The 24,719-nt window shown below is 73.8% G+C and carries 21 protein-coding genes; 10 read left to right on the top strand and 11 right to left on the bottom strand.

The features are described 5' to 3' along the window. The first annotated feature begins 110 nt into the window (after positions 1-110). From ACFYOJ_RS14405 to ACFYOJ_RS14385, 5 genes are all read left to right on the top strand, one after another. A complete protein-coding gene (locus ACFYOJ_RS14405; protein ID WP_356551107.1) occupies positions 111-884 on the top strand; it encodes an MHYT domain-containing protein in 774 nt (257 codons plus the stop codon). A 97-nt stretch (positions 885-981) separates the two neighbouring features. After that, positions 982-3,900: a nitrate- and nitrite sensing domain-containing protein gene (locus ACFYOJ_RS14400; protein WP_356551109.1), complete on the top strand. Its 2,919-nt coding sequence runs from the start codon at positions 982-984 to the stop codon at positions 3,898-3,900. Continuing rightward, positions 3,897-4,337 (top strand): roadblock/LC7 domain-containing protein, encoded by a 441-nt coding sequence (locus ACFYOJ_RS14395; protein WP_356551111.1) that lies wholly within the window; start codon positions 3,897-3,899, stop codon positions 4,335-4,337. Before ACFYOJ_RS14400 ends, ACFYOJ_RS14395 begins: the two co-directional genes overlap by 4 nt. A gap of 22 nt (positions 4,338-4,359) precedes the next feature. Beyond that, a complete protein-coding gene (locus tag ACFYOJ_RS14390) occupies positions 4,360-4,812 on the top strand; it encodes a DUF742 domain-containing protein (RefSeq protein WP_356551112.1) in 453 nt (150 codons plus the stop codon). Positions 4,813-4,988: 176 nt separating this feature from the next. Beyond that, positions 4,989-5,594, top strand: a complete 606-nt coding sequence (locus ACFYOJ_RS14385) for an ATP/GTP-binding protein (protein WP_356551113.1) — start codon at positions 4,989-4,991, stop codon at positions 5,592-5,594. Between the two features lie 34 nt (positions 5,595-5,628). On the opposite strand, the gene ACFYOJ_RS14380 is transcribed toward ACFYOJ_RS14385, so the two are convergent. Further along, a complete protein-coding gene (locus ACFYOJ_RS14380; protein WP_356551114.1) occupies positions 5,629-6,057 on the bottom strand; it encodes a PPOX class F420-dependent oxidoreductase in 429 nt (142 codons plus the stop codon). Positions 6,058-6,165: 108 nt separating this feature from the next. On the opposite strand from ACFYOJ_RS14380, the gene ACFYOJ_RS14375 reads away from it, so the two are divergent. Further along, entirely contained in the window at positions 6,166-6,579 is a 414-nt protein-coding gene (locus ACFYOJ_RS14375; protein ID WP_356551116.1) for a roadblock/LC7 domain-containing protein, read from the top strand. A gap of 169 nt (positions 6,580-6,748) precedes the next feature. On the opposite strand, the gene ACFYOJ_RS14370 is transcribed toward ACFYOJ_RS14375, so the two are convergent. Next, positions 6,749-7,615, bottom strand: a complete 867-nt coding sequence (locus tag ACFYOJ_RS14370) for an acyl-CoA thioesterase II (protein WP_356551117.1) — start codon at positions 7,613-7,615, stop codon at positions 6,749-6,751. Positions 7,616-7,635: 20 nt separating this feature from the next. Beyond that, positions 7,636-10,149, bottom strand: a complete 2,514-nt coding sequence (locus tag ACFYOJ_RS14365; protein WP_356551119.1) for a DUF3516 domain-containing protein — start codon at positions 10,147-10,149, stop codon at positions 7,636-7,638. A 156-nt stretch (positions 10,150-10,305) separates the two neighbouring features. Here ACFYOJ_RS14365 and ACFYOJ_RS14360 point away from each other — a divergent pair, with 156 nt between their 5' ends. Beyond that, positions 10,306-11,100, top strand: a complete 795-nt coding sequence (locus tag ACFYOJ_RS14360; protein WP_356551120.1) for a metal-dependent hydrolase — start codon at positions 10,306-10,308, stop codon at positions 11,098-11,100. Between the two features lie 80 nt (positions 11,101-11,180). Here ACFYOJ_RS14360 and ACFYOJ_RS14355 read toward each other — a convergent pair whose 3' ends face one another. The 5 genes from ACFYOJ_RS14355 to ACFYOJ_RS14335 form a co-directional block, all read right to left on the bottom strand. After that, positions 11,181-11,465 carry a type B 50S ribosomal protein L31 gene (locus ACFYOJ_RS14355; protein WP_356551122.1) on the bottom strand — a complete coding sequence of 95 codons (285 nt, stop codon included), beginning with the start codon at positions 11,463-11,465 and terminating at the stop codon, positions 11,181-11,183. 62 nt (positions 11,466-11,527) lie between these two features. Further along, complete coding sequence (locus ACFYOJ_RS14350; protein ID WP_356551124.1) at positions 11,528-11,998, bottom strand: DUF5709 domain-containing protein; 471 nt, start codon at positions 11,996-11,998, stop codon at positions 11,528-11,530. Positions 11,999-12,293: 295 nt separating this feature from the next. Further along, entirely contained in the window at positions 12,294-14,075 is a 1,782-nt protein-coding gene (locus ACFYOJ_RS14345) for an ABC transporter ATP-binding protein (RefSeq protein WP_356551125.1), read from the bottom strand. Further along, positions 14,072-15,916: an ABC transporter ATP-binding protein gene (locus ACFYOJ_RS14340; protein ID WP_356551127.1), complete on the bottom strand. Its 1,845-nt coding sequence runs from the start codon at positions 15,914-15,916 to the stop codon at positions 14,072-14,074. Before ACFYOJ_RS14340 ends, ACFYOJ_RS14345 begins: the two co-directional genes overlap by 4 nt. Before the next feature lie 232 nt (positions 15,917-16,148). Further along, positions 16,149-16,658 (bottom strand): MarR family transcriptional regulator, encoded by a 510-nt coding sequence (locus ACFYOJ_RS14335; RefSeq protein ID WP_356551129.1) that lies wholly within the window; start codon positions 16,656-16,658, stop codon positions 16,149-16,151. 121 nt (positions 16,659-16,779) lie between these two features. On the opposite strand from ACFYOJ_RS14335, the gene ACFYOJ_RS14330 reads away from it, so the two are divergent. After that, complete coding sequence (locus tag ACFYOJ_RS14330) at positions 16,780-18,582, top strand: ABC transporter ATP-binding protein (protein WP_356551130.1); 1,803 nt, start codon at positions 16,780-16,782, stop codon at positions 18,580-18,582. Between the two features lie 229 nt (positions 18,583-18,811). Beyond that, positions 18,812-19,582: an endolytic transglycosylase MltG gene (mltG, locus tag ACFYOJ_RS14325; protein ID WP_356551213.1), complete on the top strand. Its 771-nt coding sequence runs from the start codon at positions 18,812-18,814 to the stop codon at positions 19,580-19,582. A 12-nt stretch (positions 19,583-19,594) separates the two neighbouring features. Here the strand turns inward: mltG and ACFYOJ_RS14320 are convergent, their stop codons facing one another. After that, positions 19,595-20,674, bottom strand: coding sequence for an NAD(P)-binding domain-containing protein (locus ACFYOJ_RS14320; RefSeq protein ID WP_356551132.1), 1,080 nt, complete (start codon positions 20,672-20,674; stop codon positions 19,595-19,597). A gap of 98 nt (positions 20,675-20,772) precedes the next feature. Here ACFYOJ_RS14320 and ACFYOJ_RS14315 point away from each other — a divergent pair, with 98 nt between their 5' ends. Beyond that, positions 20,773-21,195: a secondary thiamine-phosphate synthase enzyme YjbQ gene (locus tag ACFYOJ_RS14315; protein ID WP_356551134.1), complete on the top strand. Its 423-nt coding sequence runs from the start codon at positions 20,773-20,775 to the stop codon at positions 21,193-21,195. Positions 21,196-21,222: 27 nt separating this feature from the next. On the opposite strand, the gene ACFYOJ_RS14310 is transcribed toward ACFYOJ_RS14315, so the two are convergent. Together ACFYOJ_RS14310 and ACFYOJ_RS14305 are read right to left on the bottom strand one after the other, a co-directional pair. After that, complete coding sequence (locus tag ACFYOJ_RS14310; RefSeq protein WP_356551136.1) at positions 21,223-23,139, bottom strand: SMI1/KNR4 family protein; 1,917 nt, start codon at positions 23,137-23,139, stop codon at positions 21,223-21,225. A gap of 80 nt (positions 23,140-23,219) precedes the next feature. Further along, positions 23,220-24,719 (bottom strand): tripartite tricarboxylate transporter permease, encoded by a 1,500-nt coding sequence (locus ACFYOJ_RS14305; RefSeq protein WP_356551138.1) that lies wholly within the window; start codon positions 24,717-24,719, stop codon positions 23,220-23,222.

The following is a 24,719-nucleotide window of genomic DNA, read 5'->3' as shown; positions in this document are numbered from 1 at the left end:
ACATGTTCGAGCATGGAGCGATCGTTCCTGTATCCCTTGGCGTCATATCCCGCCAGCTTTCGAAACGTGCCCCCGTCGCACCCCCCTGACAGGGCTAGCGTCCCGGGGCCATGGGACACCTGGACCACGCCGCCCTGGGCTGGCTGACACCCGCGCTGTCGTACGCGATGGCCTGCGTCGGCGCCGCCCTCGGCCTGCGCTGCACCGTGCGCGCCCTCGGCACCACCGGGCGCTCGCGCCGCAACTGGCTGCTCACCGCGGCCTCGGCGATCGGCACCGGCATCTGGACGATGCACTTCGTCGCCATGCTCGGCTTCCGCGTCGGCGGCACCGACATCCGCTACGACGTGCCGCTCACCCTCGCCAGTCTGCTCGTCGCCGTGCTCGTCGTCTGCGCCGGCGTCTTCGCGGTGGGCTACGGCCGCGACCGCGGCCGGGCACTCCTGCTGGGCGGCCTCACCACCGGGCTCGGCGTCGCGAGCATGCACTACCTCGGCATGGCGGCCGTACGCCTGCACGGCGACGTGCGCTACGACCCGACGCGCGTCGCCCTCTCCGTCGTCATCGCCGTCGTCGCGGCCACGGCGGCGCTGTGGGCGGCGCTCAACATCACCTCGCCCCTCGCGGTCACCCTGGCCTCCCTGCTCATGGGGGCGGCGGTGAGCAGCATGCACTACACCGGGATGTTCGCGGTGAGCGTGCGGGTCACGCCGTCCGGCGAGGCCCTGCCGGGGGCCACGGCGATGCAGTTCGTCTTCCCGCTCGCCGTCGGTCTCGGCTCCTACCTGTTCCTCACCTCGGCCTTCGTCGCGCTGTCACCGACGGCGGGGGAGCGCGGGGCGTCCGCCCCGGCCGGGCGGCCCGCCGGGAGCCCGGCACGGTAGCGGACCCGCCCCGGGCGCCGGCGGACCGGAGGAACCGGAGGACCGGCGCGAACGCCCCGCACCGAACCGGACGGAACCGGACAGAAGCGAGAAGGTCATGCGCACACCCCGTACGAGCCCCATGGGCCCCGCGCGCCCCGCGGGCCGGGCGGCCGGCGCCGAGGCACCGGCCCCGCCGCCCGTGCGCGGCCGTCGCGCACACGCGGGACCACCGGCGGACGAGAGCCCGGCGGACACCGTGGACGGACCGCCCGCCCCGGCCCCCGCCCGCGCCTGGCGCCACCGTCTGCGGCCGCGCACGGTGCGGGCCAGGATCGTCTGCCTGCTGATGGTGCCGGCCGTCTCCCTCCTGGCCCTGTGGGCCCACGTCACGGTCACCACCGCCCAGGACGTCGCGCGCCTGCGGCAGGTCCAGCGGGTGGAGACCCAGGTGCGGGCACCCGTCGGCGACGCCGTCGCCGCACTGCAGGCCGAACGGACGGCGGCCGTGCGCCGCGCCACCGACCCGTCGGCGGTGCCGGCCGGCGACTACGCGGAACTGTCCGCGCGCACCGACCGGGCCGTCGGAAAACTGCGGCTCGGTGAGCACGGCACCGTCGCCGACAGCGGGGAACTGCCCGTCGAAGTGGCCCGGCGCCTCGAGGCGTTCGTCACCGGCGCCGAGAACCTCGGCCCGCTGCGCACCGCCGTACGCGACCGCGCGGCGGGCTGGGAGGAGACGTTCCGGCGGTACACGGCGGTCATCTCGACGGGGTTCGGGGCCGGCGGCGCGCTGAGTGGTGTCCAGGACGCCGGCGCCGGTTCGGACGCGCGTGTCCTGGCCGAGTTCGCCCGTGCCGGCGAGGCGCTGGCCCAGGAGGACGCCGTACTCGCCGGTGTCCGGCCCGGCGGCGGACTCGACGGGGCGCGGCTGCGCCTGTTCGCCGGTGCCGTCGGGGCCCGCCGCGCCCTCACCGAGTCCGCGGCGGCCGATCTGCGCGGCCCGGACCGCACCGCCTGGCGGGAACTCGCCGGCAGCCGCGCCTACACGACCGTGCGCGCGGCCGAGGACGGCCTGCTCGGCGCCGGGACGGGCGGCGCGCCCGCCGGGACGGGCGGCGCGCCCGCCGGGACGGGCGGCGCGCCCGCCGGGACGGGCGGCGCGCCCGCCGGGGCGGCGGCGCGGGGCGCCTGGGACACGGCGCACGCGCAGGTGCGGGACGGCATGCGGAGGATCGAGCAGGACGCGGGGCGGGGAGTCGCGCGGCGGGCCGACCCGTTCACCCGCGGTGTGCTCACCCCGGCCGGAGCCGTGGTCCTCTTCGGCCTGCCGGCGGTCGCCGCGTCGCTCGTCATCTCCGTCCGCATCGGCCGCGCGCTCGTGGTCGAGCTGGTGAGCCTGCGCGACAGCGCCCTGGAGATCGCCCGGCACAAGCTCCCCGAGGCCATGCGCCGGCTCCGGGCGGGCGAGGACATCGACGTCGGTGCCGAGGCCCCGCCGGGAAAACCCGCCGAGGACGAGACCGGCCAGGTCGCGGAGGCCCTCGGCACCGTGCACCGTGCGGCCCTGCGGGCCGCCGTGGAACGTGCCGAACTCGCCGACGGCATCTCCGGGGTCTTCGTCAACCTCGCCCGCCGCAGCCAGGTCCTCGTCCACCGCCAGCTCAGCCTGCTCGACAGCATGGAGCGCCGCTCCGACGACCCGGACGAACTGGGCGACCTCTTCCGCCTCGACCACCTCACCACCCGGATGCGGCGCCACGCGGAGAGCCTGATCATCCTCTCCGGCGCCGCCCCCGGGCGGGCCTGGCGCAGACCGGTCCCGCTGACCGACGTGGTCCGCGCGGCCGTCTCCGAGATCGAGGACTACGCGCGCGTGGAGCTACGGCGGCTGCCGGAGGCCTCCGTCGTCGGCGCGGCCGTCGCCGACCTCATCCACCTCGTCGCCGAACTCCTCGAGAACGCCGCCCAGTTCTCGCCGCCGCACACGCGCGTGAGCATCACCGGCGAGCCTGTCGGCAACGGGTACGCGCTCGAGGTGGAGGACCGGGGACTCGGCATGGGGTCTCAGGCGCTGGCGGAGGCCAACCACCGCATCGCCCGCTCGGAGGCGCTCGACCTCTTCGACAGCGACCGCCTCGGCCTGTTCGTGGTCAGCCGGCTCGCGGCCCGGCACGGCATCAAGGTCCACCTGCGGACCTCCCCCTACGGCGGCACCACCGCCGTCGTCCTCCTGCCCACCGCGCTGCTGCACGACGAAGCGGCGGAAGGTTCTCCCGCGGGGGCCGGCCTGCCCGCCGGGCGGATCCGGCCGGCCCCGGACCAGGCACAGTTGGCCCCGGGGCAGGCGCAGCCCTCCTCGGAACAGGACCGGTCGTCTCCGGGCCAGGCCCGGCTCACCGCCGTACAGGCCCGGTCGTCCTCCGGAGAGGTTCCGCCCCCGCCCGGGAGGAGCCGCCCGCCCCGCGGGGGAGCACGGCACCTCCCGGCAGGGGCCCGGCAGCCGGAACAGGACGACGGGCCCCGCGGCCACGGCCCCGCGCACCGTCCCCCCGCCGCCGTCCCGCTCGGGCAGCCTGCCCCCGCCCCCGCCGGCCGGCCCGCACCGACGGCCCCGGCCGCGGCACCCGCACCACCGGCCCCGGCCCCGGCCCCGGCGGTGCCCGTACACCCCACGGCGGACACCACGCCCCCGAGCCCGCACCCAGGAGCCCCCGCCGTGCGACCGCACCGTTCCCCCGACGGATCCCCGGGGTTCCCCGGGGCCCCCGGGCCCGACGGCCTCCCCCGCCGCGTACGCCAGGCCAGCCTCGCCCCCCAACTGCGCGGCGGGCGACCGGAGGAGCAGGCACGGCCCCGCCCGCCGCACGACCACGGACCCGGCCACATCCCCGACGAGCGCACCCCCGAACTCGTCCGCGACCGCATGGCGGCCTACCGCGACGGCTGGACGCGCGGGGGCGGCAGGCGGCCCGGCCGCAGGCCCCCGCCCGGCGCGGCGGCCACCCGCGACAGCAGCGAAGGAGACCCCGCATGATCCCGGACGACCCCCGCACACAGCACTCCCGCCGGACCGGCGAACTCGACTGGCTGCTGGACGACATGGTCGGGCGCGTCGGCGAGGTGCGGCACGCCGTCGTGCTGTCGAACGACGGGCTCGCCGTGGGCTCGTCGACCGGCATCGGACGCGAGGACGCGGAGCACCTGGCCGCCGTCTCCTCCGGCTTCCACAGTCTCGCCAAGGGCGCCGGCCGGCACTTCGGCGCCGGGGACGTGCGCCAGACCATGGTGGAGATGGACGACGCCTTCCTGTTCGTGGCCGCCGCCGGCGACGGCTCCTGCCTCGCCGTCCTCACCACCGTGACCGCCGACATCGGCCTGGTCGCCTACGAGATGGCCCGGCTGGTCAGACGCGTCGGCGAGCATCTGCGCACCCCGCCGCGCGTGACGGCCCGGCCGTCCGCCGCGGGATGAGACGGGAGGGCGGTCCGGGCAGATGACCGACGACACGACCGGCGACACGACCGGCGACACGACCGGAGACACGACGGACGGCGCACCGCCCCGGCCGGGCGGCGGCCGGTGGTACGACGACGAGGCGGGCCCCCTCGTCCGTCCCTACGCGGTGACCGGCGGCCGTACCCGGCCGGGAGCCGCGGGGGTGGACTTCGACCTGATCGCCCTCGTCACGGCCGCCCCGGACGCGCCCGGCACCGACCACGCCGCGCTGGGACCGGAGCACCGGGCCCTGCTCGGCCTGTGCCGCACGGAGACCCAGTCGGTCGCGGAACTCGCCGCCGGCGCGGACCTGCCCGTCGGCGTGGTCCGGGTCCTCCTCGGCGACCTGGTCGAACTCGGCTCCGTGACCGTCACCCGTCCCGTCCCGCCCGCGTACCTCCCCGACGAACGCATCCTGCGCGAGGTGATCGACGGACTGCGCGCCCTGTAGCGGCGCCCGGACGCCGACCGGAGACCCACCGAGACACCGAGGCCCGACGAGGCCCGACAAGGCACCGAGACCGACCGAGACCGATCAGAGGCCGGACAAGCCCCCCACGGCGATGAACGCGCACCCCGCGGCGGCCGCCCCCTGGCCGTCGCCCGTACTCCCGGAAGAAGTGACCGATGCTCACCGAACACTGCGACGTCACCGACGCGGACACGACCGCGCTGGCGCTGAAGATCCTGGTCGCCGGAGGTTTCGGCGTCGGCAAGACCACCCTGGTGGGCGCGGTCAGCGAGATCAGGCCGCTGCGCACCGAGGAACTGCTCAGCGAGGCCGGCCAGGGCGTCGACGACACCGCCGGCGTCGACCGGAAGGTCACCACGACCGTCGCCATGGACTTCGGACGCATCACCATCCGGTCCGGGCTCTCCCTCTACCTCTTCGGCACCCCCGGCCAGGACCGCTTCTGGTTCCTCTGGGACGAACTCGCCCAGGGCGCCCTCGGCGCGGTCGTCCTCGCGGACACCCGGCGCCTGGAGGACTGCTTCCCGGCGGTCGACTACTTCGAGCACCGGCGGATCCCGTTCGTCGTGGCCGTGAACTGCTTCAGCGGCGCCCGCCGCCACCGCGAGGAGGATGTCCTGCGCGCCCTCGACCTCGACGCCGGGACCCCCGTGGTGCTGTGCGACGCGCGTGAACGCGACTCGGGGAAGGAGGTGCTGATCCGGCTGGTCGAGTACGCCGGGCGGATGCACACCGCCCGGCTGCTCGACTCCGTGCGCTGACCGGCCGCTGACCGCCCCCGCCCCGGCGGCGGCCTCAGTCCGCGACGGCCGCCTGGGCCAGGACCTTGTCGAGGGTGACGCGGACCAGCAGTTCGCCCGGTACGCCGTTGCGGTCGCCGAACTCCTCGGCGCGCTCCTCGCCCATGTACCGGGCCCCGATCCGCGCGGCCCAGTGCCGGAGTTCGCCGGGGTCCTCCGAGATCCGCGCGCGGCCCTGCAGCACGACGTAGGCGAACGGCGGACGGTCGTCGTCCACGCACAGGGCGACCCGGCCGTCCCTGGCCAGGTTGCGTCCCTTCACGGTCTCCTTCCCGGTGTTGAACACGATCTCGTCCCCGTCCAGCAGGAACCAGACCGGTGCCACGTGCGGACTGCCGTCCGCGCGGACGGTGGAGAGCTTGGCCGTGCGGGTGCCGTCCGAGACGAACGCCCGCCACTGATCGTCGGTCATCATCTGTGCCATGCCCCGATTCTTCTTGCCCGGGGCACGGGTGTGGGGAAGGCTTGGCGGGCAGATCCCCCGGGCAGGGGGAGACGAACGCATACGGGGACAACACGGGGAGACCGGATCATGATGCAGAAGCAGGGACTCGGCTGGCTCCTGGACGACCTGACCGAGCGCGTGGAACACGTACGGCACGCACTGGTGCTGTCCAACGACGGCCTGGTGACCGGCGCGAGCACGGGACTGCGGCGCGAGGACGCCGAACATCTCGCGGCCGTCTCCTCCGGGCTCCACAGCCTGGCCAAGGGATCGGGCCGTCACTTCGGCGCCGGCGGGGTACGGCAGACGATGGTCGAGTTCGACGACGCGGTGCTGTTCGTCACGGCGGCGGGCTCGGGCAGCTGCCTGTGCGTGCTCAGCGGGGCGGAGGCCGACATCGGACAGATCGCCTACGAGATGACGCTGCTGGTCAACCGGGTCGGCGAACACCTCGCCGTCGACGCCCGGCAGCCGGACCGGTATCCGTCCATAGACCTCTGACACAGACCTCCGACAGGGATCTCCGGCACAGACCTCTGACAGACACCTCCGGCACAGATCTCCGGCCGGTACGGCCGAGGCTCGTCGCCGGTGCGGGCGGAGTCATCCCCAGGACGCCCGTACCGGACGGGGCCCGTGCCTGCCCGGCCGGGGCGCCGGGACAGGCGGCCTACAGCGCCCGGAACAGCCCTTCCTGGACGACGGACACCAGCAGGCGCCCCTCGACGTCGTAGATCCGGCCGCGGGCCAGCCCCCGCCCGCCCGTGGCGATCGGCGACTCCTGGTCGTACAGGAACCACTCGTCGGCGCGGAACGGCCGGTGGAACCACATGGCGTGGTCCAGCGACGCCATGTCGAAGCCCCGCGGCCCCCACAGCGGCTCCACCGGGATGCGCACGGCGTCCAGGAGGGTCATGTCGCTGGCGTAGGTCAGCGCGCAGGTGTGCACGAGCGGGTCGTCACCGAGCGGTCCGACCGCGCGCATCCACACCGCGCTGCGCGGCTCGGCGCCCTCGACCTCCTCGGGGCTCCAGCGCAGCCGGTCGACGTAGCGGATGTCGAAGGGCTGGCGGCGGGCCATCCGCTCCAGCTGCTCCGGCAGCGCGCCCAGGTGCTCCCGGATCTCCTCGGCGACCGTCGGCAGGGACTCCGGGGCCGGGACCTTGCGGGCCGGCGGCAACTGGTGCTCGAAGCTGCCCTGTTCGGGCTTGTGGAAGGAGGCGGTGAGCGTGAAGATCGTCCGCCCCTGCTGCACGGCGGTGACCCGGCGGGTCGTGAACGACCTGCCGTCCCGGTCCCGTTCGACCTGGTAGACGATCGGCACGCCCGGGCGCCCGGGACGCAGGAAGTACGCGTGCAGCGAGTGCACCGGGCGGTCGCCCTCCGTGGTGCGCCCGGCGGCGACCAGCGCCTGGCCGGCCACCTGGCCGCCGAAGACCCGCTGCAGGGACTCCTCGGGGCTGCGGCCGCGGAAGATGTTGACTTCGATCTGCTCCAGGTCGAGCAGGTCGACGAGGCTCTCGGCCGGATTGGTCATCGGTTGGGTCTCTCCTGTGTTCACAGCTGACCGACATCGGTCACGCGGACGACGGCCCGGCCCTCGGCGTCCGAGGCCGCGAGGTCGACCTCGGCGCTGATGCCCCAGTCGTGGTCGTCGTTCGGGTCGTCGAAGATCTGGCGCACGCGCCACAGACCGTTCTTCGGCTCCTCCTCGATCACCAGCAGCTTCGGGCCGCGGGCGTCGGGACCGGTGCCGAGGTCGTCGTACTCGTCCCAGTACTTGTCCATGGCCTCGCCCCACGCGTCGGCGTCCCAGCCGGCGTCGCCGTCCATCTCGCCGAGCTCCTCCACCTGGTCGAGGGCGGCGAGTTCGACGCGGCGGAACATGGCGTTGCGGACGAGGACGCGGAAGGCGCGCGCGTTGGCGGTGACCGGCCGGACCTGGTCGGCCTTCTCCTGGGCCTCCTCGGCGGTCATCACCTCCGGGTTGGCCAGCTGCTCCCACTCGTCCAGCAGACTGGAGTCGACCTGGCGCACGATCTCGCCGAGCCACTCGATCAGGTCCTGGAGGTCGTCGGACTTCAGGTCGTCGGGGACGGTGTGGTCGAGGGCCTTGTAGGCGCTGGCGAGGTAGCGCAGCACGATGCCCTCGGTGCGGGCCAGTTCGTAGTGGGAGACCAGTTCGGTGAAGGTCAGCGCCCGCTCGTACATGTCGCGGACGACCGACTTCGGCGACAGCGGATGGTCACCGACCCACGGGTGGCTCCTGCGGTACGTGTCGTAGGCGTGGAAGAGCAGCTCCTCCAGCGGCTTCGGGTACGTGATGTCCTGGAGACGCTCCATGCGCTCCTCGTACTCGACGCCGTCCGCCTTCATCGCGGCCACGGCCTCGCCGCGCGCCTTGTTCTGCTGGGCGGCCAGGATCTGCCGCGGATCGTCCAGCGTGGACTCCACGACGGACACCATGTCCAGCGCGTACGACGGCGACTCCGGGTCCAGCAGCTCGAACGCGGCGAGCGCGAAGGTGGACAGCGGCTGGTTCAGCGCGAAGTCCTGCTGCAGGTCCACCGTCAGGCGGACGATGCGGCCCTCGGCGTCGGGCCGGTCGAGCTTCTCGACGATGCCGCCGTCCAGCAGCGAGCGGTAGATGGCGATCGCCCGCCGGATGTGCCGCAGCTGCTGCTTGCGCGGCTCGTGGTTGTCCTCCAGCAGGTGCCGCATCGCGGCGAAGGCGTCGCCGGGCCGGGCGATCACCGACAGCAGCATCGTGTGCGTGACCCGGAAACGGGAGGTCAGCGGCTCCGGCTCGGAGACGATCAGCTTCTCGAACGTGCTCTCCGACCAGGCCACGAAGCCCTCGGGAGCCTTCTTGCGGACCACTTTGCGGCGCTTCTTCGGATCGTCGCCGGCCTTGGCGAGCGCCTTCTCGTTCTCGATGACGTGCTCGGGCGCCTGGGCGACGACGAATCCCGCCGTGTCGAACCCGGCGCGTCCGGCCCGGCCGGCGATCTGGTGGAACTCGCGGGCGCGCAGCGTGCGCACCCGGTTGCCGTCGTACTTGGTCAGCGCCGTGAACAGCACCGTGCGGATCGGGACGTTGACGCCCACGCCGAGCGTGTCGGTGCCGCAGATCACCTTCAGCAGACCGGCCTGGGCGAGCTTCTCCACCAGGCGCCGGTACTTGGGCAGCATGCCGGCGTGGTGCACGCCGATGCCGTGCCGGACGTAACGGGAGAGGTTGCGGCCGAACTTCGTGGTGAAGCGGAAGCTGCCGATCAGCTCGGCGATCTTCTCCTTCTCCTCGCGCGTGCACATGTTGATGCTCATCAGCGCCTGCGCCCGCTCCACGGCCTGCGCCTGCGTGAAGTGCACGATGTAGACGGGCGCCTGCCGGGTCTCCAGCAGGTCGGTGAGCGTCTCGGTGAGCGGCGTGTAGCGGTACTCGTACGACAGCGGCACCGGGCGGGTGGCCGAGCGGACCACCGCCGTGGGGCGGCCGGTGCGGCGCGCGAGGTCCTTCTCGAAGAACGAGACGTCACCGAGCGTGGCCGACATCAGGACGAACTGGGCCTGCGGCAGCTCCAGCAGCGGGATCTGCCAGGCCCAGCCGCGGTCCGGCTCCGCGTAGAAGTGGAACTCGTCCATGACCACCTGGCCGATGTCCGCGTACTTGCCGTCGCGCAGCGCGATCGAGGCCAGCACCTCGGCGGTGCAGCAGATGACGGGGGCGTCGGCGTTCACCGAGGCGTCGCCGGTGAGCATGCCGACGTTCTCGGTGCCGAAGAGCTTGCACAGCTCGAAGAACTTCTCCGACACCAGCGCCTTGATCGGGGCCGTGTAGAAGGTGACCTCGTCCCGGGCCAGCGCGGCGAAGTGGGCACCCGCCGCGATCATGCTCTTGCCGGAGCCGGTGGGCGTCGACACGATCACGTTCGCGCCGGAGACCACCTCGATCAGCGCCTCCTCCTGATGCGGGTAGAGCGTGAGACCACGCTCCTGGGCCCACGACTCGAAGGCTTCGTAGAGGGCATCGGGATCGGCGGTCGGCGGGAGCTGGTCGATGAGGGTCACGCCCCCATCTTGCCTGGCCCGGGCCGGGATGAGGGAATCGGATGCCGAGGCGAAGATCACGACCGCTACGCTGGGTCGCCGACGGCGCATCAGCGGATCCCGGGCGGACCCGGACAACTGGACAGCGGCACACGAGGAATGGGGCGGGCAACGGCGATGATGGGACCAGCGCACTCACTGTCGGGCGCCGCCGCCTGGCTCGGCGTCGGGGCGGCGACCGCCGCGGCCGGCCGGCCGATGCCGTGGCCGGTGCTGCTCGTCGGGGCCCTGATCTGCGCGGGCGCCGCCCTCGCCCCGGACCTCGACCACAAGGCGGCCACCATCTCCCGGGCCTTCGGACCCGTCTCCCGGTGGCTGTGCGAGATCGTCGACAAGCTGTCGTACGCCGTCTACAAGGCCACGAAGAAGCAGGGCGACCCGCGCCGCTCGGGCGGGCACCGCACCCTGACGCACACCTGGCTGTGGGCCGTCCTGATCGGCGCGGGCGCCTCCGTGCTGGCGATCACGGGCGGCCGGTGGGCGGTGCTCGCGATCCTCTTCGTGCACATGGTGCTCGCCATCGAGGGCCTGCTGTGGCGGGCGACCCGCGGCTCCAGCGCCGACGTGCTGGTCTGGCTGCTCGCCGCGACGAGCGCGTGGATCCTCGCCGGCGTCCTGGACGGGCCGGAGGGCGGCTCGGACTGGCTGTTCACCGCACCCGGCCAGGAGTACCTGTGGCTGGGGCTGCCGATCGTGCTGGGGGCGCTGGTGCACGACATCGGCGACGCGCTGACCGTCTCGGGCTGCCCGATCCTGTGGCCCATACCGGTGGGCCGCAAGCGCTGGTACCCCGTCGGCCCGCCGAAGGCCATGCGGTTCCGGGCGGGCAGCTGGGTGGAGCTGAAGGTCCTGATGCCGGCCTTCATGCTGCTCGGCGGGGTGGGCGGCGCGGCGGCGCTCAACTTCATCTGAGCCGCCCGGCGGACCGGAGCCGTGCCGTGCCCGGCCCGTCCGGAGGGCACCGGTGCACCCAGCCCCCGTACCCGGGCCGCTCAGTCCGCCCCGCCGGTGCCGCCGCCGGTTCCCTGGCCCTCTCCGCCCCCGTACCGCCGCTCGAAGCGGGCGACGCGTCCCTCCGAGTCCACCGTCCGCGCCTTGCCCGTGTAGAAGGGGTGGCTCTCGGAGGAGATCTCCACGTCCACCACCGGGTAGGTCTCGCCGTCGTCCCACGTGATGGTCCGGTCGCTCGTCGCGGTGGACCGGGTGAGGAAGGCGTATCCGGCGGCGCGGTCCCGGAAGACGACGGGCCGGTACTCCGGCTGCTTGTCCTGCTGCATGTCTGCTCCTCGTACGGCGCGGATCATCGGTGGACCGGCGCGGGAACGCCGGCGGGACGGTGTCAGCCGGGCAGGGTGTCCTCGTCGACGACGTGCATCGCGGCCTCCTCGGCGGACGCCGCCGCGCCGTCGATGCCCACGTCCATGGCGACCAGCGCCGGCTCCTCGTCCTCGTGGACCCCCTCGTCGGGAGCCACGAGCCGGCCGGAGCGCGCCGCGCCGACCTCGTTGTCCAGGAGTTCCCCGTCGGTGCCCTCGGAGTCGCCCAGCCCGTCGCCGTCCGGGGCGAGGAGATCCGGCTGCTCCTCGGCGAGCCGCTGGTCCAGCGTCTCGCCGTGCCGGCGCTCGGCGGCCGTCACGCCGGTGTGCTCGACGGCCCAGGGGCGTTCGGGCGGGGACCAGCCCCGGTCGAGGGGGTCGTCGACACCGTCGTACTCGAGGGTGTCCTCGCCGTCGAGGACTCCGGTGTCCTCGCGCTGCTCGGACCCGTCGGGCTGGTAGACGTCATCTCCCCATCCGTCGGCGCTGTTCACGGGTACCTCCAGGGGGTGGGGACGGGCCCCTTCTCTCCGTGGCGGCGGCGGACCGCCGCGGCCCGCGGGGCACGGGCGTCGCCCGTCGCCGGACCGCACGCCTCCCGGGGCTTCCCCGGGGCCGTGTCTCCTCCCAGCCTTCCACCCCCGTTCGGGACCCCGCAACGGCACGGCCCCCGCCCGCGCCCCCGGCGGCCTTCCCCCGGGGACGCGGCGGGGCCCGCCCGGCACGCACCGCACCGGGCGGTTCTTCCGGCACCCGCCCGGTGCGGGGCATGTGCCGGTCAGCCGTGCGTCAGCCGTGCCAGGACCGCCAGAGCGCCGCGTACGCGCCGTCCGCCGCGACCAGCTCGTCGTGGCTGCCCAGCTCGCTGATCCGGCCGTTCTCGACCACGGCGATGACGTCCGCGTCGTGGGCGGTGTGCAGGCGATGCGCGATCGCGATCACCGTGCGGCCGTCCAGGACACGGGCCAGGGACCGCTCGAGCCGGCGCGCGGCCCGCGGGTCGAGCAGGGACGTCGCCTCGTCCAGCACCAGCGTGTGCGGGTCGGCCAGCACCAGCCGGGCCAGCGCGATCTGCTGGGCCTGCGCCGGGGTGAGCGCGACCGCGCCGGAGCCGACCTCCGTGTCCAGACCCTCGTCGAGGGCACGGGCCCAGTCGTCCGCGTCGACCGCGCCCAGCGCCGCCCACAGCTCGGCGTCGCTCGCGCCGGTGCGGGCGAGACGCAGGTTGTCGCGCAGGGAGCCCACGAAGACGTGGTGCTCCTGGTTGACCAGGGCGACGTGCGAACGGACCCGCTCGGCGGGCATCCGGGACAGCTCCGCGCCGCCCAGGGTGATGCTGCCCTCGCGGGGCCCGTAGATGCCGGCCAGCAGCCTGCCCAGCGTCGACTTGCCCGCGCCCGAGGGCCCCACCAGGGCCAGCCGCGTGCCGGGGGCGACCTCGAGCGACACCTTGCGCAGGACGTCCACGCCCTCCAGGTAGCCGAAGTGCACCCGGTCCGCGTGCACGTGCCGTCCCTGGGGCGCGAGCGAGGCGTCACCGGTGTCCGGCTCGATGTCCCGCACGCCCACCAGCCGGGCCAGCGACACCTGGGCCACCTGCAGCTCGTCGTACCAGCGCAGGATCAGGCCGACCGGGTCGACGAGCATCTGCGAGATCAGCGCGGCCGTGGTCAGCTGGCCGACCCCGATCCAGCCCTGCAGCACGAACACGCCGCCGATCATCAGGACGGAGGCGAGCACGGTCACATGGGTGATGTTGACGACCGGGAAGAGCACCGACCGCAGCCAGAGCGTGTAGCGCTCCCAGGCGGTCCACTCCTTGATCCGGCGCTCCGACAGCTCGATGCGGCGGGCGCCGAGACGGTGGGCCTCCACGGTGCGCCCGGCGTCCACGGTCTCCGCGAGCGCCGCGGCCACGGCGGCGTACCCGGCGGCCTCCGAACGGTAGGCGGCGGGTGCCCGGCGGAAGTACCAGCGGCAGCCGATCACCAGCAGCGGCACGGCGAGCAGCACGGCCGGCGCGAGCGGCGGCGCGGTGACCACGAGCCCGCCGAGCAGCAGCACCACCCACACCACGCCGATCGCGAGCTGGGGCACGGCCTCGCGCATGGCGTTGGCGAGCCGGTCGACGTCCGTCGTGATCCGGGACAGCAGGTCGCCGGTGCCGGCCCGCTCCAGCACGCCCGGCGGCAGCCCGACCGAGCGCACGAGGAAGTCCTCGCGCAGATCGGCCAGCATCCGTTCCCCGAGCACGGCGCCGCGCAGCCGCACCTCCCGCACGAACACGGCCTGGACGACGAGCGCCAGCACGAACAGCGTGGCGGTCAGGCCCAGTCGCAGCTCGCGGGTGTCGTCCGAGACGCGTTCCACGAGCCCGCCCAGCAGGTAGGGGCCGGCCATGGAGGCGATCACGGCGACGGTGTTGACGGTGACGAGCAGGAGGAACGCGCGGCGGTGCCGGCGCAGCAGCTCGCCCACGTACGCGCGTACCGTCGCGGGGGCTCCCACGGGCAGGGTGTGCGCCGTCGTGGGGGCCGCCGGGTCGTACGACGGTGGTGCCACGCCGATCATGCCGTCTCCTCGATCTCTTCCAGCCGGCCCTTTGTCAGCCGTTCCTCTGCCAGCCGTTCCTCTTCCAGCCGGTCCAGGACGTCGTCCCCGGTGTGCCGCGCCGCGGTCTCCTCGTCGGTCTCCCGGGTGACGACGGCCCGGTAACGGGGCTCCGAGCGCAGCAGGTCCCGGTGGGCGCCCGCGGCCGCCACCTTGTCCTCGTGCAGGAACACCACGTGGTCCGCGCGGTCCAGCAGCAGCGGCGACGAGGTGAGGACCACCGTCGTGCGTTCCGCGCGCAGGCTCCGCAGGCCCTCGGCGATCCGGGCCTCGGTGTGGGAGTCCACGGCGGAGGTCGGCTCGTCCAGGACGAGCGCCTCCGGGTCGGTGATCAGGGACCGGGCCAGGGCGAGCCGCTGGCGCTGGCCGCCGGACAGGGAGCGGCCCCGTTCCGTGATGCGGGCGTCCATCGGATCGCCGTCGCCGAGCGACCCCTGTGCCAGCGCCGCCAGCACGTCCCCGCACTGGGCCGCCTCCAGCGCGTCCCGGGCGGCGACGGCGCCGGACGCGGGCACGTCGAGCAGTTCGCGCAGCGTCCCGGAGAGCAGCACCGGGTCCTTGTCCTGGACCAGGACGCAGGTGCGTGCGGATTCCAGCGGGAGCTCGTCGAGCGGCACCCCGCCCAGCAGGGCGGACGTACCCTGGTCGGAGGGGTGCCCGCCCAGGCGTTCCGCGAGGCGGCCCGCCGCGTCGGGGTCGCCGCACACCACGGCGGTGAGCAGCCCCTTCGGCGCGAGCAGCCCGGTGGCCGGGTCGTACAGGTCCCCGGACGGCGCCTCGGCGGCACGGGAACCCGCGGTGTCCGTGGCCCGCTCCAGGGACAGCACCCGCGCGGCCCGCCTGGCCGAGGGCCGGGAGAAGGAGTACGCCATGGCGATCTCCTCGAAGTGCCGCAGCGGGTAGGTGAGGATCATGACGGAGCTGTAGACGGCGACGAGTTCACCGACGCCGATGCGGCCCTCGCGGGCCAGGTGTATGCCGTGCCAGACGACCGCGATCAGCAGCAGTCCCGGCATCAGCACCTGGATCGCGGAGATCAGGGACCACATGCGGGCGCTGCGGACGGCCGCGTGGCGCACCTCCTGCGAGGCGCCGCGGTAGCGGTCGAGGAAGAGCTCCTCGCCGCCGATCCCGCGCAGCACCCGCAGTCCCGCGACGGTGTCCGAGGCCAGCTCGGTCGCCCGTCCCGCCTTCTCGCGCTGGACGTCGGCCCGCCGGGTGGCACGGGGGAGCAGGGGCAGCACCGCGAGGGCCAGGACCGGCAGTCCCAGCGCGACGACGGCGCCGAGCGACGGCTCGTAGACGACCAGGCCGACGCAGACCAGCACGATGGTCACCGCGGCCGCGGTGAAACGGGACAGGGCCTCGACGAACCATCCGATCTTCTCGACGTCGCCGGTGGACACGGCCACCACCTCGCCGGCCGCGACGCGACGGGTCAGCGCCGAGCCGAGCATCGCGGTCTTGCGGGCCAGCAGTTGCTGGACGCGGGCCGCGGCGGTGATCCAGTTGGTGACCGCCGAGCGGTGCAGGAAGGTGTCGCCGAGGGCGTTGCCCGCGCAGCACAGCGCCATCAGGCCGCCGGCCAGGGCGAGGCGCGAGCCGGACCGGTCGACGACGGCCTGGACGGCGAAGCCGACGCAGAAGGGCAGGGACGAGACGGAGACGAAGTGAAGCAGGCCCCAGGCCAGGGACTTGAGTTGGCCACCCAGCTGATTGCGGAACAGCCACCACAGGAATCGGGGGCCCGAGCGTGCGTCCGGCACGCCCGGGTCGGGGTACGGAAGGTCTTGGATCTGCATGGCGTCCCAGTGGCTCGTGTCAGGGGTGCCGCACGGTGCGGCACGAAGAGACTGCAAACCGTGCAAGGTTCGCTTCGCCGGACGCGCGAAAGCAAGCGGTTTTCCCCGGGAGGAGAAGGATCCGGCTGCCGCGCGGGACCCGGGCGGCGGTGCCGTGCCCGGCCGTGCCCGGACGGCGCGTGCGGCGTCCTCTCGTTCCCGCCCCGCCCTCGCTCTGTTCCTGCCTCTCGCCTTATCCCTGTCCGCGCCCGTGGCCGTGCTCGCGCCTGTGTCCGCGTCCGTGCCCGTGTTCCGCTCCGGGGCCGTCGACCAGCGCGTCCAGGAGGCCGCCGAGCACGGCGCGCTGCTCGTCCGTGAGCGGGGCGAGGATCTCCTCCGCCGCCAGGCGGCGCGCGCCGCGCACCTCCCGCAGGGCCGCGAGCCCGTCGTCCGTGAGCTCGATGCGGATCACCCGGCGATTGGCCGGATCGGGCGCACGGCGCACCTTCCCGGCCGCCTCCAGCCCGTCGACCAGTGTCGTCACCGCCCGCGGCACGACCTCCAGCCGTTCGGCCAGGTCGGCCATCCGCGGCGGCGAGTCGTAGTGCGCCAGGGTGCGCAGCAGCCGGGACTGGGCCGGTGTGATGCCGAGGCCGCGCTCCTCGAGATGGCGCTTCTGGATGCGGTGCACCCTGCGCGTCAGACGCAGCAGCTGCTCGGCGAGCGGGCCGTCGGGGTCGGGGGCAGGGGCGGGGGCGGTCATGCGGGAACAATAACAGGACGACGTTCATTGTGAGTACAGGTAACAATGGGCTGTGGTCCGTCGTCCGCCGGGCCGGCGGTCCGCGAAGCCCCGCCGCCCCTTCCCCGTCCCGTAGGAGCCCATGCACCCCGACCGTGAAACCAGCTGGACGCCGCCCGCCGACGCCGGGGAGCAGCCCCGGCAGGTGCGCCGCATCCTGAAGCTCTTCCGCCCCTACCGGGGCCGCCTCGCGATCGTCGGACTGCTCGTCGGCGCCGCGTCGCTGGTCTCGGTCGCCACGCCCTTCCTGCTCAGGGAGATCCTGGACGTCGCGATCCCCGAGGGGCGCACCGGCCTGCTGAGCCTGCTCGCCCTCGGCATGATCCTCGGCGCCGTCCTCACCAGCGTCTTCGGCGTGCTGCAGACGCTGATCTCCACGACGGTCGGCCAGCGCGTCATGCACGACCTGCGCACCGCCGTCTACGGCCGGCTGCAGCGCATGTCCCTCGCCTTCTTCACCCGCACCCGCACCGGCGAGGTCCAGTCCCGCATCGCCAACGACATCGGCGGCATGCAGGCCACCGTCACCTCCACCGCGACCTCCCTGGTCTCCAACCTGACCAGCGTGGTCGCCACGATCGTGGCGATGATCGTCCTCGACTGGCGTCTGACCGTCGTCTCGCTCCTCCTCCTGCCGGTGTTCGTGTGGATCAGCCGCCGGGTCGGCCGGGAGCGCAGGAGGATCACCACCCGGCGGCAGAAGCAGATGGCGGTGATGGCCGCGACGGTGACCGAGTCGCTGTCCGTCAGCGGCATCCTGCTCGGCCGGACCATGGGCCGCTCCGACTCGCTCACCCGCGCCTTCTCCGAGGAGTCGGAGCGGCTGGTCGACCTGGAGGTCAGGTCGAACATGGCGGGCCGCTGGCGGATGGCGGTCATCACGATCGTCATGGCCGCCATGCCGGCCGTCATCTACTGGACCGCCGGCATCGCCCTCCGGCTCGACGGGCCGGACGTCTCCCTCGGCACCGTCGTCGCCTTCGTCTCGCTCCAGCAGGGCCTGTTCCGCCCCGCCGTGAGCCTGCTGTCGACGGGCGTGCAGATCCAGACCTCGCTCGCCCTCTTCCAGCGCATCTTCGAGTACCTCGACCTGCCGGTCGACATCACCGAACGCGACGAGCCCGTCCGCCTCGACAGGATCAAGGGCGAGGTCCGCTTCGAGAACGTCGAGTTCCGCTACGACGACAGGAGCGGCCCGGTCCTCGACGGCATCGACATCACCGTTCCCGCGGGCAGCAGCCTCGCCGTCGTCGGCCCGACCGGCGCCGGCAAGTCCACGCTCGGCCACCTGGTCCCGCGGCTGTACGACGTGACCGGCGGCCGGGTCACCATCGACGGGGTCGACGTGCGCGACCTCGACTTCGACACCCTCGCCCGGGCGGTCGGCGTCGTCTCGCAGGAGACGTACCTCTTCCACGCCTCGGTCGCCGAGAACCTGCGCTTCGCCAAGCCGGACGCCACCGACGCGGAGCTGGAGGCGGCGGCACGGGCGGCCCAGATCCACGACCGCATCGCCGCCCTGCCCGACGGCTACGACACGGTCGTCGGCGAGCGCGGCCACCGTTTCTCCGGGGGCGAGAAGCAGCGCCTGGCCATCGCCCGCACCATCCTGCGCGACCCGCCCGTCCTGGTCCTGGACGAGGCGACGAGCGCCCTGGACACCCGCACCGAGGCCGCCGTGCAGGAGGCCATCGACGCGCTGTCCGCCGACCGCACCACCCTCACCATCGCCCACCGGCTGTCCACCGTCCGCACCGCCGACCGGATCGTCGTCCTCGACTCGGGGCGCCTGGCCGAACAGGGCACGCACGAGGAGCTGCTGGAGCGGAACGGACGCTACGCGGCCCTGGTGCGGAAGGACGCCCGACTGGAGCCGACGAGATGAAGATATGCCAGGTTTGGAATGATATGAGGGTTACCGTGCCCGCATGCACAAGAACACTCCGTCACGGAGCGCGAGGAGCCTGAGAAGCCTGAGAAGCCCGGGGAACCTGAGGAGTCCGGGAAGCCCGGGGAACCAGGGGAGACGCAGACCTCCGCGGGGCACGGTCCGCCTGACGCGCCGGGGACGCGTCGCCCTGATCGCCGCCGGTGCCCTCGTGGCCGGGACCGCCGTGGCGGTGCCGCTGCTGACGGCGGACGAGGAGGGCGAGTCCCGGCCCACCTCCCTGGTGATCCCGGAGGGCTGGCGGGCGTCACAGGTGTACGAGGCCGTCGACAAGGTCCTCGCCCTGCCCGCCGGCACCACCGAGAAGTCCGTGGCCGGCGCCGGCCTCGCGCTGCCGAACGACGCCGAGGGGAACCCCGAGGGCTACCTGTTCCCGGCGACCTACCCGCTCGGCGAGCAGCCGTCCCCGGGGAAGCTGCTGGCGGCCATGGTCGACACGGCCAACCGGAAGTTCCACGCGGCCCCGGTCGCCGCGGGCGCCCAGCGCAACGCGCTCAACGTCTACCAGGCGGTCACCATCGCGAGCATCGTCCAGGCCGAGGCCTCGGCCAAGGACGACATGGGCAAGGTGGCCCGCGTGATCTTCAACCGCCTGGAACGGGGCATGCCGCTGCAGATGGACTCCACCATCAACTACGCACTGAAGCGCTCCACGCTCGCGACGTCCACGAAGGACACCCGGATCGACAGCCCCTACAACTCTTACCGGCGGATGGGCCTGCCGCCCACACCCATCGGCAACCCGGGCGACGAGGCGATGCGCGCGGCGACCGACCCGACGCCGGGCGACTGGCTGTACTTCGTCACGGTCAAGCCGGGCGACACCCGCTTCACCGCCGACTACGCCGAGCACCAGCGCAACGTCGCCGAGTTCAACCGCACCCGGCAGAGCGCGTCGGCCGCCGCGAAAGCCACGGCGAGGGCCGAGGCCGGGTGACCCGGCGGGGCGTCACGCGGCGACCGGTTCCTCTTCGGCCAGCAGCCGCCTGATGTCCCGCACGGCCGCGCGCCCGGCCCGGCCCGCGCCGACGGTGCTGGCCGAAGGGCCGTAGCCCACGAGGTGGATCCGCGGGTCGGCGACCGCGCGGGTGCCCTCGACCCGGATGCCGCCGCCCGGCTCGCGCAGCCGCAGCGGCCTCAGATGGCCGACGGCGGCCCGGAAACCGGTCGCCCACAGGACGACGTCGGCGCTCACGCGCCGGCCGTCGTCCCACTCGACCCCGTCGGGAGTGATCCGGTCGAACATGGGACGCCGGTCCAGCACCCCGGACTCCAGCCCCGCCCGGACCGCGTCGTTCAGCGGCAGACCGGTGACCGAGACGACACTCTCCGGCGGCAGTCCCCGCCGGACCCGCTCCTCCACGAGCGCCACCGCAGCCCGGCCCGCGTTCTCGTCGAACGGCCCCTCGCGGAACACGGGGGGCCGCCTGGTCACCCACGTGGTGGCCGCGGCGTACGGCGCGAGCTCCAGCAGATGCTGCGTGCCCGAGGCCCCGCCGCCCACCACGACCACCCGCTGCCCGGCGAACTCCTCGGGCCCGGCGTACTGCGCGGTGTGCAGCTGGCGTCCCCGGAAGGTCTCCTGGCCCGGGTAGCGCGGCCAGAAGGGCCGGTCCCAGGTGCCGGTCGCGTTGATCAGCGCCCGCGTAGACCAGGTGCCGTCCGAGGTCTCCACGAGCAGCCGCCCGCCGTCCCCCTCGCGCACCGCGCGCACGTCGACGGGGCGCCTCACCCGCAGGCCGAAGGCGTCCTCGTACGCCGCGAAGTACTCGGAGACGACCGCGGCGGACGGCCGCGCCGGATCGGCGCCGGTCAGCTCCATGCCCGGCAGGGAGTGCATCCCGTGCACCCTGCCGTACGTCAGCGACGGCCAGCGGAACTGCCAGGCGCCGCCGGGCCCGGGGGCGTGGTCCAGCACCACGAAGTCACGCTCCGGCTCGAACCCGGAGCGCCGCAGGTGGTAGGCCCCGGCCAGCCCTGCCTGACCGGCCCCGACGACGACTGCCTCGACCTCACGTATGTGGTTCACGTTTCCACCAACGGCGTGCCGGCTCCCGGTCTTCCCGGTGACCGGGTCCAGCCCGGCGCTCCCGCCGGTCACGCGCCGTGTGCGTCAGGATGGGAGGCATGTCAGACGCCTTCACCACCCGAGTCATCACCCTCGCCACCGGCTCCGCGGAGCGCGTCGCCGACATCACCGGCGACTGCGAGTCCTTCCTCCGCGAGGTGGCGGCCGGCCGCGACGGCCTCCTCAACGTCTTCGTCCCGCACGCCACCGCCGGCATCGCGATCATCGAGACCGGCGCGGGCAGCGACGACGACCTGCTGGCCGCCCTGCACACCCTGCTCCCGGCCGACGACCGCTGGCAGCACCGCCACGGCAGCCCCGGCCACGGCCGCGACCACGTCCTGCCCGCCCTCGTCCCCCCGCACGCCACCCTGCCGGTGACCGACGGCCGCCTGGAGCTCGGCACCTGGCAGTCGGTGTGCCTGGTGGACACGAACAGGGACAACCCCGAGCGCCGGGTGCGGCTGTCGTTCCTCGGCTAGGACGGAGCGGGGGAGGACGGCCCGGCGTCACCGGGCGGAGCGCGGACCCGTCCGCGGTCCGACGTGGACCGTGGCGTACGCGTACGCCTCGCCCTCGCGCGGTGCGCGGTTCCAGGAGCGGGTGGTCAGCTCCGGGAGGATGCCCTCGCGCAGGGCGAGGCGGGGGAGGGCGAGCCCGAACTCGCTCTCCACGGCGGTCAGCAGGCGCCGTTCGCGCGCCTCCTCACCGGCGCCTTCGAGGAGACGCTCCGGATCGAGCGTCCCGGGAACCGGTCCCGAACGTTCGACGTCGGTGCCGCGCAGCGTGAACGCGTACTGTTCCTCGCCCCGCAGCGCGACCGACAGGTGGAACACCGACAGGCCGCCGCGCCGGGCCCTGCGCACCCACAGCACCACGGCCCGGCCGTCGCGCGAGGCGGCGGCGGCCGGGGAGACGAAGAAGCTCCCGGCCGCCGACGTGCGTGGCGCCGGGTCGAAGCCGAACGCCCACCCGGAGTCCGTCCGGCCCACCGCCATCACCGCCCGGTCCTCCCACGGCGCCCGCTCGTCGCGCCGAGGGGACCCGGCCGTGTGGTGGAACCAGGGGTCCCGTCGCCAGGGAGGGAGACCGAGGCCCTCACCTCCCTCCTCGCCGACCAGGGCGGGCAGCGCCTCCGGCTCGGCACCCTCCACCCACAGACACCGGTAGGAGTCGTACGGCGTGTGCCACCGGGCTTCGTCCGCCAGCCATGACAGGCCCGGCGGGTCCAGATCGGGCACCGGGTCCGGGAGGTTCCCCGGCAGGCCGGCCCGCGGCGTGGCCAGCAGCTCCCGGCCGCGCTCCGGTGTCACCACCGGCCCGAGCACGGGATCCGCGAGCAGTCCCAGCGGCGCCAGCAGATCCGGCCCCGGCGGCGACCACGACGGCAGCGCGGCTCGGATCACCCGCCACGCCCCGTCCGTGTCCCCCCACCGCGCCGACTCCCGCGCCCGGTCCACCGCCCGGCCGAAAGCACCGTCCGGCGCGTAGCGGTGGGTGCGGTCCCGCACCCGGGCGAAAATCGCGTCGGCGGCCGCCTGGACGGTGCCGTCGGTCTCGGCGCCCAGCGGGAACCGGTCACGGGGGACGGCGCGGTGGTCCTGCCGCAGGTGGGCTGCGGCCATGACCGGCACCAGCTCGTCCGTGTACCGCGGGTCGGCCACGAGCTCGCCGAAACCGTGGCCACCGCCGGTGTGCGCCAGCGTCTCGATCTGCCGCAGCATGCCCCAGGCGGCCGGCCGGCCGTAGCGCTGCGCCCCGGCCAGCAGCTCGCGGGCGCTCTCCCAGCGTCCGGCCAGCGCCTCCAGCCGCGCCCGCTCGACATCGGCGTCCAGGGCGCGCGTGGTGTCGTTCACGAAGCCGGGAGTGCCCGCGCGGCCCGCGTGGAAGTCCTGGTACTGCTTCTCCATATAGGCGCGGAACGACGGGTACCGGTCGGGGAACTCGCCGCTCCACCCCTTGTACACGTACAGCGCCCACTCGCCGTCCTCGCCGGTGTCGCCGGGGTCCAGCAGGGCGTACGACATGTCCGAGTCGGTCTCCAGCTGCAACGCCCGCTCCCACATGCCGGCGAGGAGCACCTCCTGCTCGGTCGGACGCTCGGACAGCGCCTGCCGGTAGGCCTCGGTCATGCCGAACGGGTCACCGAACCAGCCGATCTCGTGCGCCCCGCCCAACCGGTGTACGGACGATTCGAGCCGCCAGCCGTTGCTGGCCCCGAGGAAGCCCCGGTAGGACGGGGGGAGCCGGGTGCCCAGGCGTTCCTCCGCCGCGAGGATCTCCTCCTCGGTCGCGGGCGGCGAGGCGAGCGCGAGATCGGCGAGGGTGACGCCACCCTCGCCGATGTCCTCCATGTCGTCCTCGCTCGGGACCCACTCGTCCTGCCAACGACGAAGGAACGACTGCCAGTCGAGACTCTCGATCATGCGTGGATTGTGGCAGCCGCCACTGACAGCGGACCGCCACCGGCCCCGTTGCCCTCCCGAGAGGCGCCGGGAGGACGGGGTCAGGCCTCGGTCCGGCCGCGTCCGCGCACCACCGCCCGCCTCAGCAGCGGCCACGCCAGCAGCAGTACGACGATCGCGTACACCGTCACCGCGAACGGCGTGTTCACCAGGCCCGTGACGCTGCCGTCGCTGATCTGCAGGGCGCGGCGCAGCTGCTGTTCGGCGTTGGGGCCGAGGATGACGCCGAGCACGGCGGGCAGGACCGGCAGCCCGTAGCGGCGCATGCCGAAGCCGACCAGGCCGATGACCAGCAGGATCACCAGGTCGACGACCTCGCCGCCGACGGCGTACGCGCCGACCGCCGCGAAGAACATGATGCCCGCGTAGAGGTAGGGGCGCGGGATGCGCAGCAGCTTGGCCCACACCGGCGCCAGCGGCAGGTTGAGCGCGAGCAGCAGCACCATGCCGACGAACAGGGAGGCGATCAGGCCCCACACCAGCTCGGGTTCGCGCTCGAAGAGCAGCGGGCCGGGCTGGATGCCGTACTGCTGGAAGGCGGCCAGCATGACGGCGGCGACCGCGGTGGTCGGCAGCCCCAGGGTCAGCATCGACACCAGCGTGCCCGCCGCCGAGGCCGACGCCGCCGACTCGGGGCCGGCCACGCCCTCGATGGCGCCCTTGCCCCACTCGTCCTTGTGCTTGGACAGCCGCTTCTCCGTCACGTACGACAGGAAGGTGGGGATCTCGGCGCCGCCCGCGGGGATGGCGCCGAAGGGGAAGCCGATGAACGGGCCACGCAGCCACGACTTCCAGGTCCGCCTCACGTCGCCGCGGCCGAGCCAGGGCCGTCCCACCGGGATCGGTTCGGCCGCCGCGCGCCGCAGGTGCGCCGCCACCCACAGCGCCTCGCCGATCGCGAAGAGGCCGACCGCCACGATCACCACGTCGATGCCGTCGGCGAGTTGCAGCGAACCGAAGGTGAGCCGCTGCTGGCCGGTCATCTGGTCCAGGCCCACCAGACCGATCGTCAGGCCGATCAGCAGGGACGCCAGGCCCCTGATCCGCGACGAGCCCAGCACCGAGGTCACCGCGATGAACGCCAGCACCATGATGGCGAAGTAGTCCGGCGCGCCGATGTCCACCGCCAGGTCGGCGACGACCGGCGCCAGCGCCACCAGCAGGACGGTGCCGATCATGCCGCCCGCGAAGTGGCCGATGGCGGCGGCGGCCAGCGCCTGGGCGCCGCGTCCCGCCTTGGCCATGGGGTTGCCCTCCATGGCCGCGACCACCGCGGCGCTCTCGCCGGGGGTGTTGAGCAGGATGGAGGTCGTCGAACCGCCGAACATCGCGCCGTAGTAGATGCCGGCGAACATGATGAACGCGGCGACCGGGTCGAGGCCGTACGTCACCGGCAGCAGCAGCGCCACGGCCATCGCGGGGCCGATGCCGGGCAGGACGCCGATGGCGGTGCCGAGCAGGACGCCGAGGGCGGCCCACAGCAGATTGATCGGGGTGAGGGCCGTGCCGAAACCGTCCATGAGGGAGGTGAGGGCGTTCAT

Source organism: Streptomyces sp. NPDC006384, from assembly GCF_042870695.1.
Lineage (GTDB): Bacteria > Actinomycetota > Actinomycetes > Streptomycetales > Streptomycetaceae > Streptomyces.
The sequence above is the reverse complement of the archived record's forward strand: the minus strand, read 5'-3'. Positions and strand labels throughout refer to the sequence as shown.

Excerpts from the sequence above, each read along its gene's own strand:
- ACFYOJ_RS14375 (WP_356551116.1), top strand. The coding sequence starts at position 6,166 with ATGATGCAGAAGCAGGGACTCGGCTGGCTCCTGGACGACCTGACCGAG.
- ACFYOJ_RS14345 (WP_356551125.1), bottom strand. The coding sequence starts at position 14,075 with ATGATCGGCGTGGCACCACCGTCGTACGACCCGGCGGCCCCCACGACG.
- ACFYOJ_RS14330 (WP_356551130.1), top strand. The coding sequence starts at position 16,780 with ATGCACCCCGACCGTGAAACCAGCTGGACGCCGCCCGCCGACGCCGGG.
- ACFYOJ_RS14390 (WP_356551112.1), top strand. The coding sequence starts at position 4,360 with ATGACCGACGACACGACCGGCGACACGACCGGCGACACGACCGGAGAC.
- ACFYOJ_RS14315 (WP_356551134.1), top strand. The coding sequence starts at position 20,773 with ATGTCAGACGCCTTCACCACCCGAGTCATCACCCTCGCCACCGGCTCC.
- ACFYOJ_RS14400 (WP_356551109.1), top strand. The coding sequence starts at position 982 with ATGCGCACACCCCGTACGAGCCCCATGGGCCCCGCGCGCCCCGCGGGC.
- ACFYOJ_RS14370 (WP_356551117.1), bottom strand. The coding sequence starts at position 7,615 with ATGACCAATCCGGCCGAGAGCCTCGTCGACCTGCTCGACCTGGAGCAG.
- ACFYOJ_RS14395 (WP_356551111.1), top strand. The coding sequence starts at position 3,897 with ATGATCCCGGACGACCCCCGCACACAGCACTCCCGCCGGACCGGCGAA.
- ACFYOJ_RS14360 (WP_356551120.1), top strand. The coding sequence starts at position 10,306 with ATGATGGGACCAGCGCACTCACTGTCGGGCGCCGCCGCCTGGCTCGGC.
- ACFYOJ_RS14335 (WP_356551129.1), bottom strand. The coding sequence starts at position 16,658 with ATGACCGCCCCCGCCCCTGCCCCCGACCCCGACGGCCCGCTCGCCGAG.
- ACFYOJ_RS14385 (WP_356551113.1), top strand. The coding sequence starts at position 4,989 with ATGCTCACCGAACACTGCGACGTCACCGACGCGGACACGACCGCGCTG.
- ACFYOJ_RS14310 (WP_356551136.1), bottom strand. The coding sequence starts at position 23,139 with ATGATCGAGAGTCTCGACTGGCAGTCGTTCCTTCGTCGTTGGCAGGAC.
- ACFYOJ_RS14380 (WP_356551114.1), bottom strand. The coding sequence starts at position 6,057 with ATGGCACAGATGATGACCGACGATCAGTGGCGGGCGTTCGTCTCGGAC.
- ACFYOJ_RS14405 (WP_356551107.1), top strand. The coding sequence starts at position 111 with ATGGGACACCTGGACCACGCCGCCCTGGGCTGGCTGACACCCGCGCTG.
- ACFYOJ_RS14305 (WP_356551138.1), bottom strand. The coding sequence starts at position 24,719 with ATGAACGCCCTCACCTCCCTCATGGACGGTTTCGGCACGGCCCTCACC.
- ACFYOJ_RS14340 (WP_356551127.1), bottom strand. The coding sequence starts at position 15,916 with ATGCAGATCCAAGACCTTCCGTACCCCGACCCGGGCGTGCCGGACGCA.
- ACFYOJ_RS14355 (WP_356551122.1), bottom strand. The coding sequence starts at position 11,465 with ATGCAGCAGGACAAGCAGCCGGAGTACCGGCCCGTCGTCTTCCGGGAC.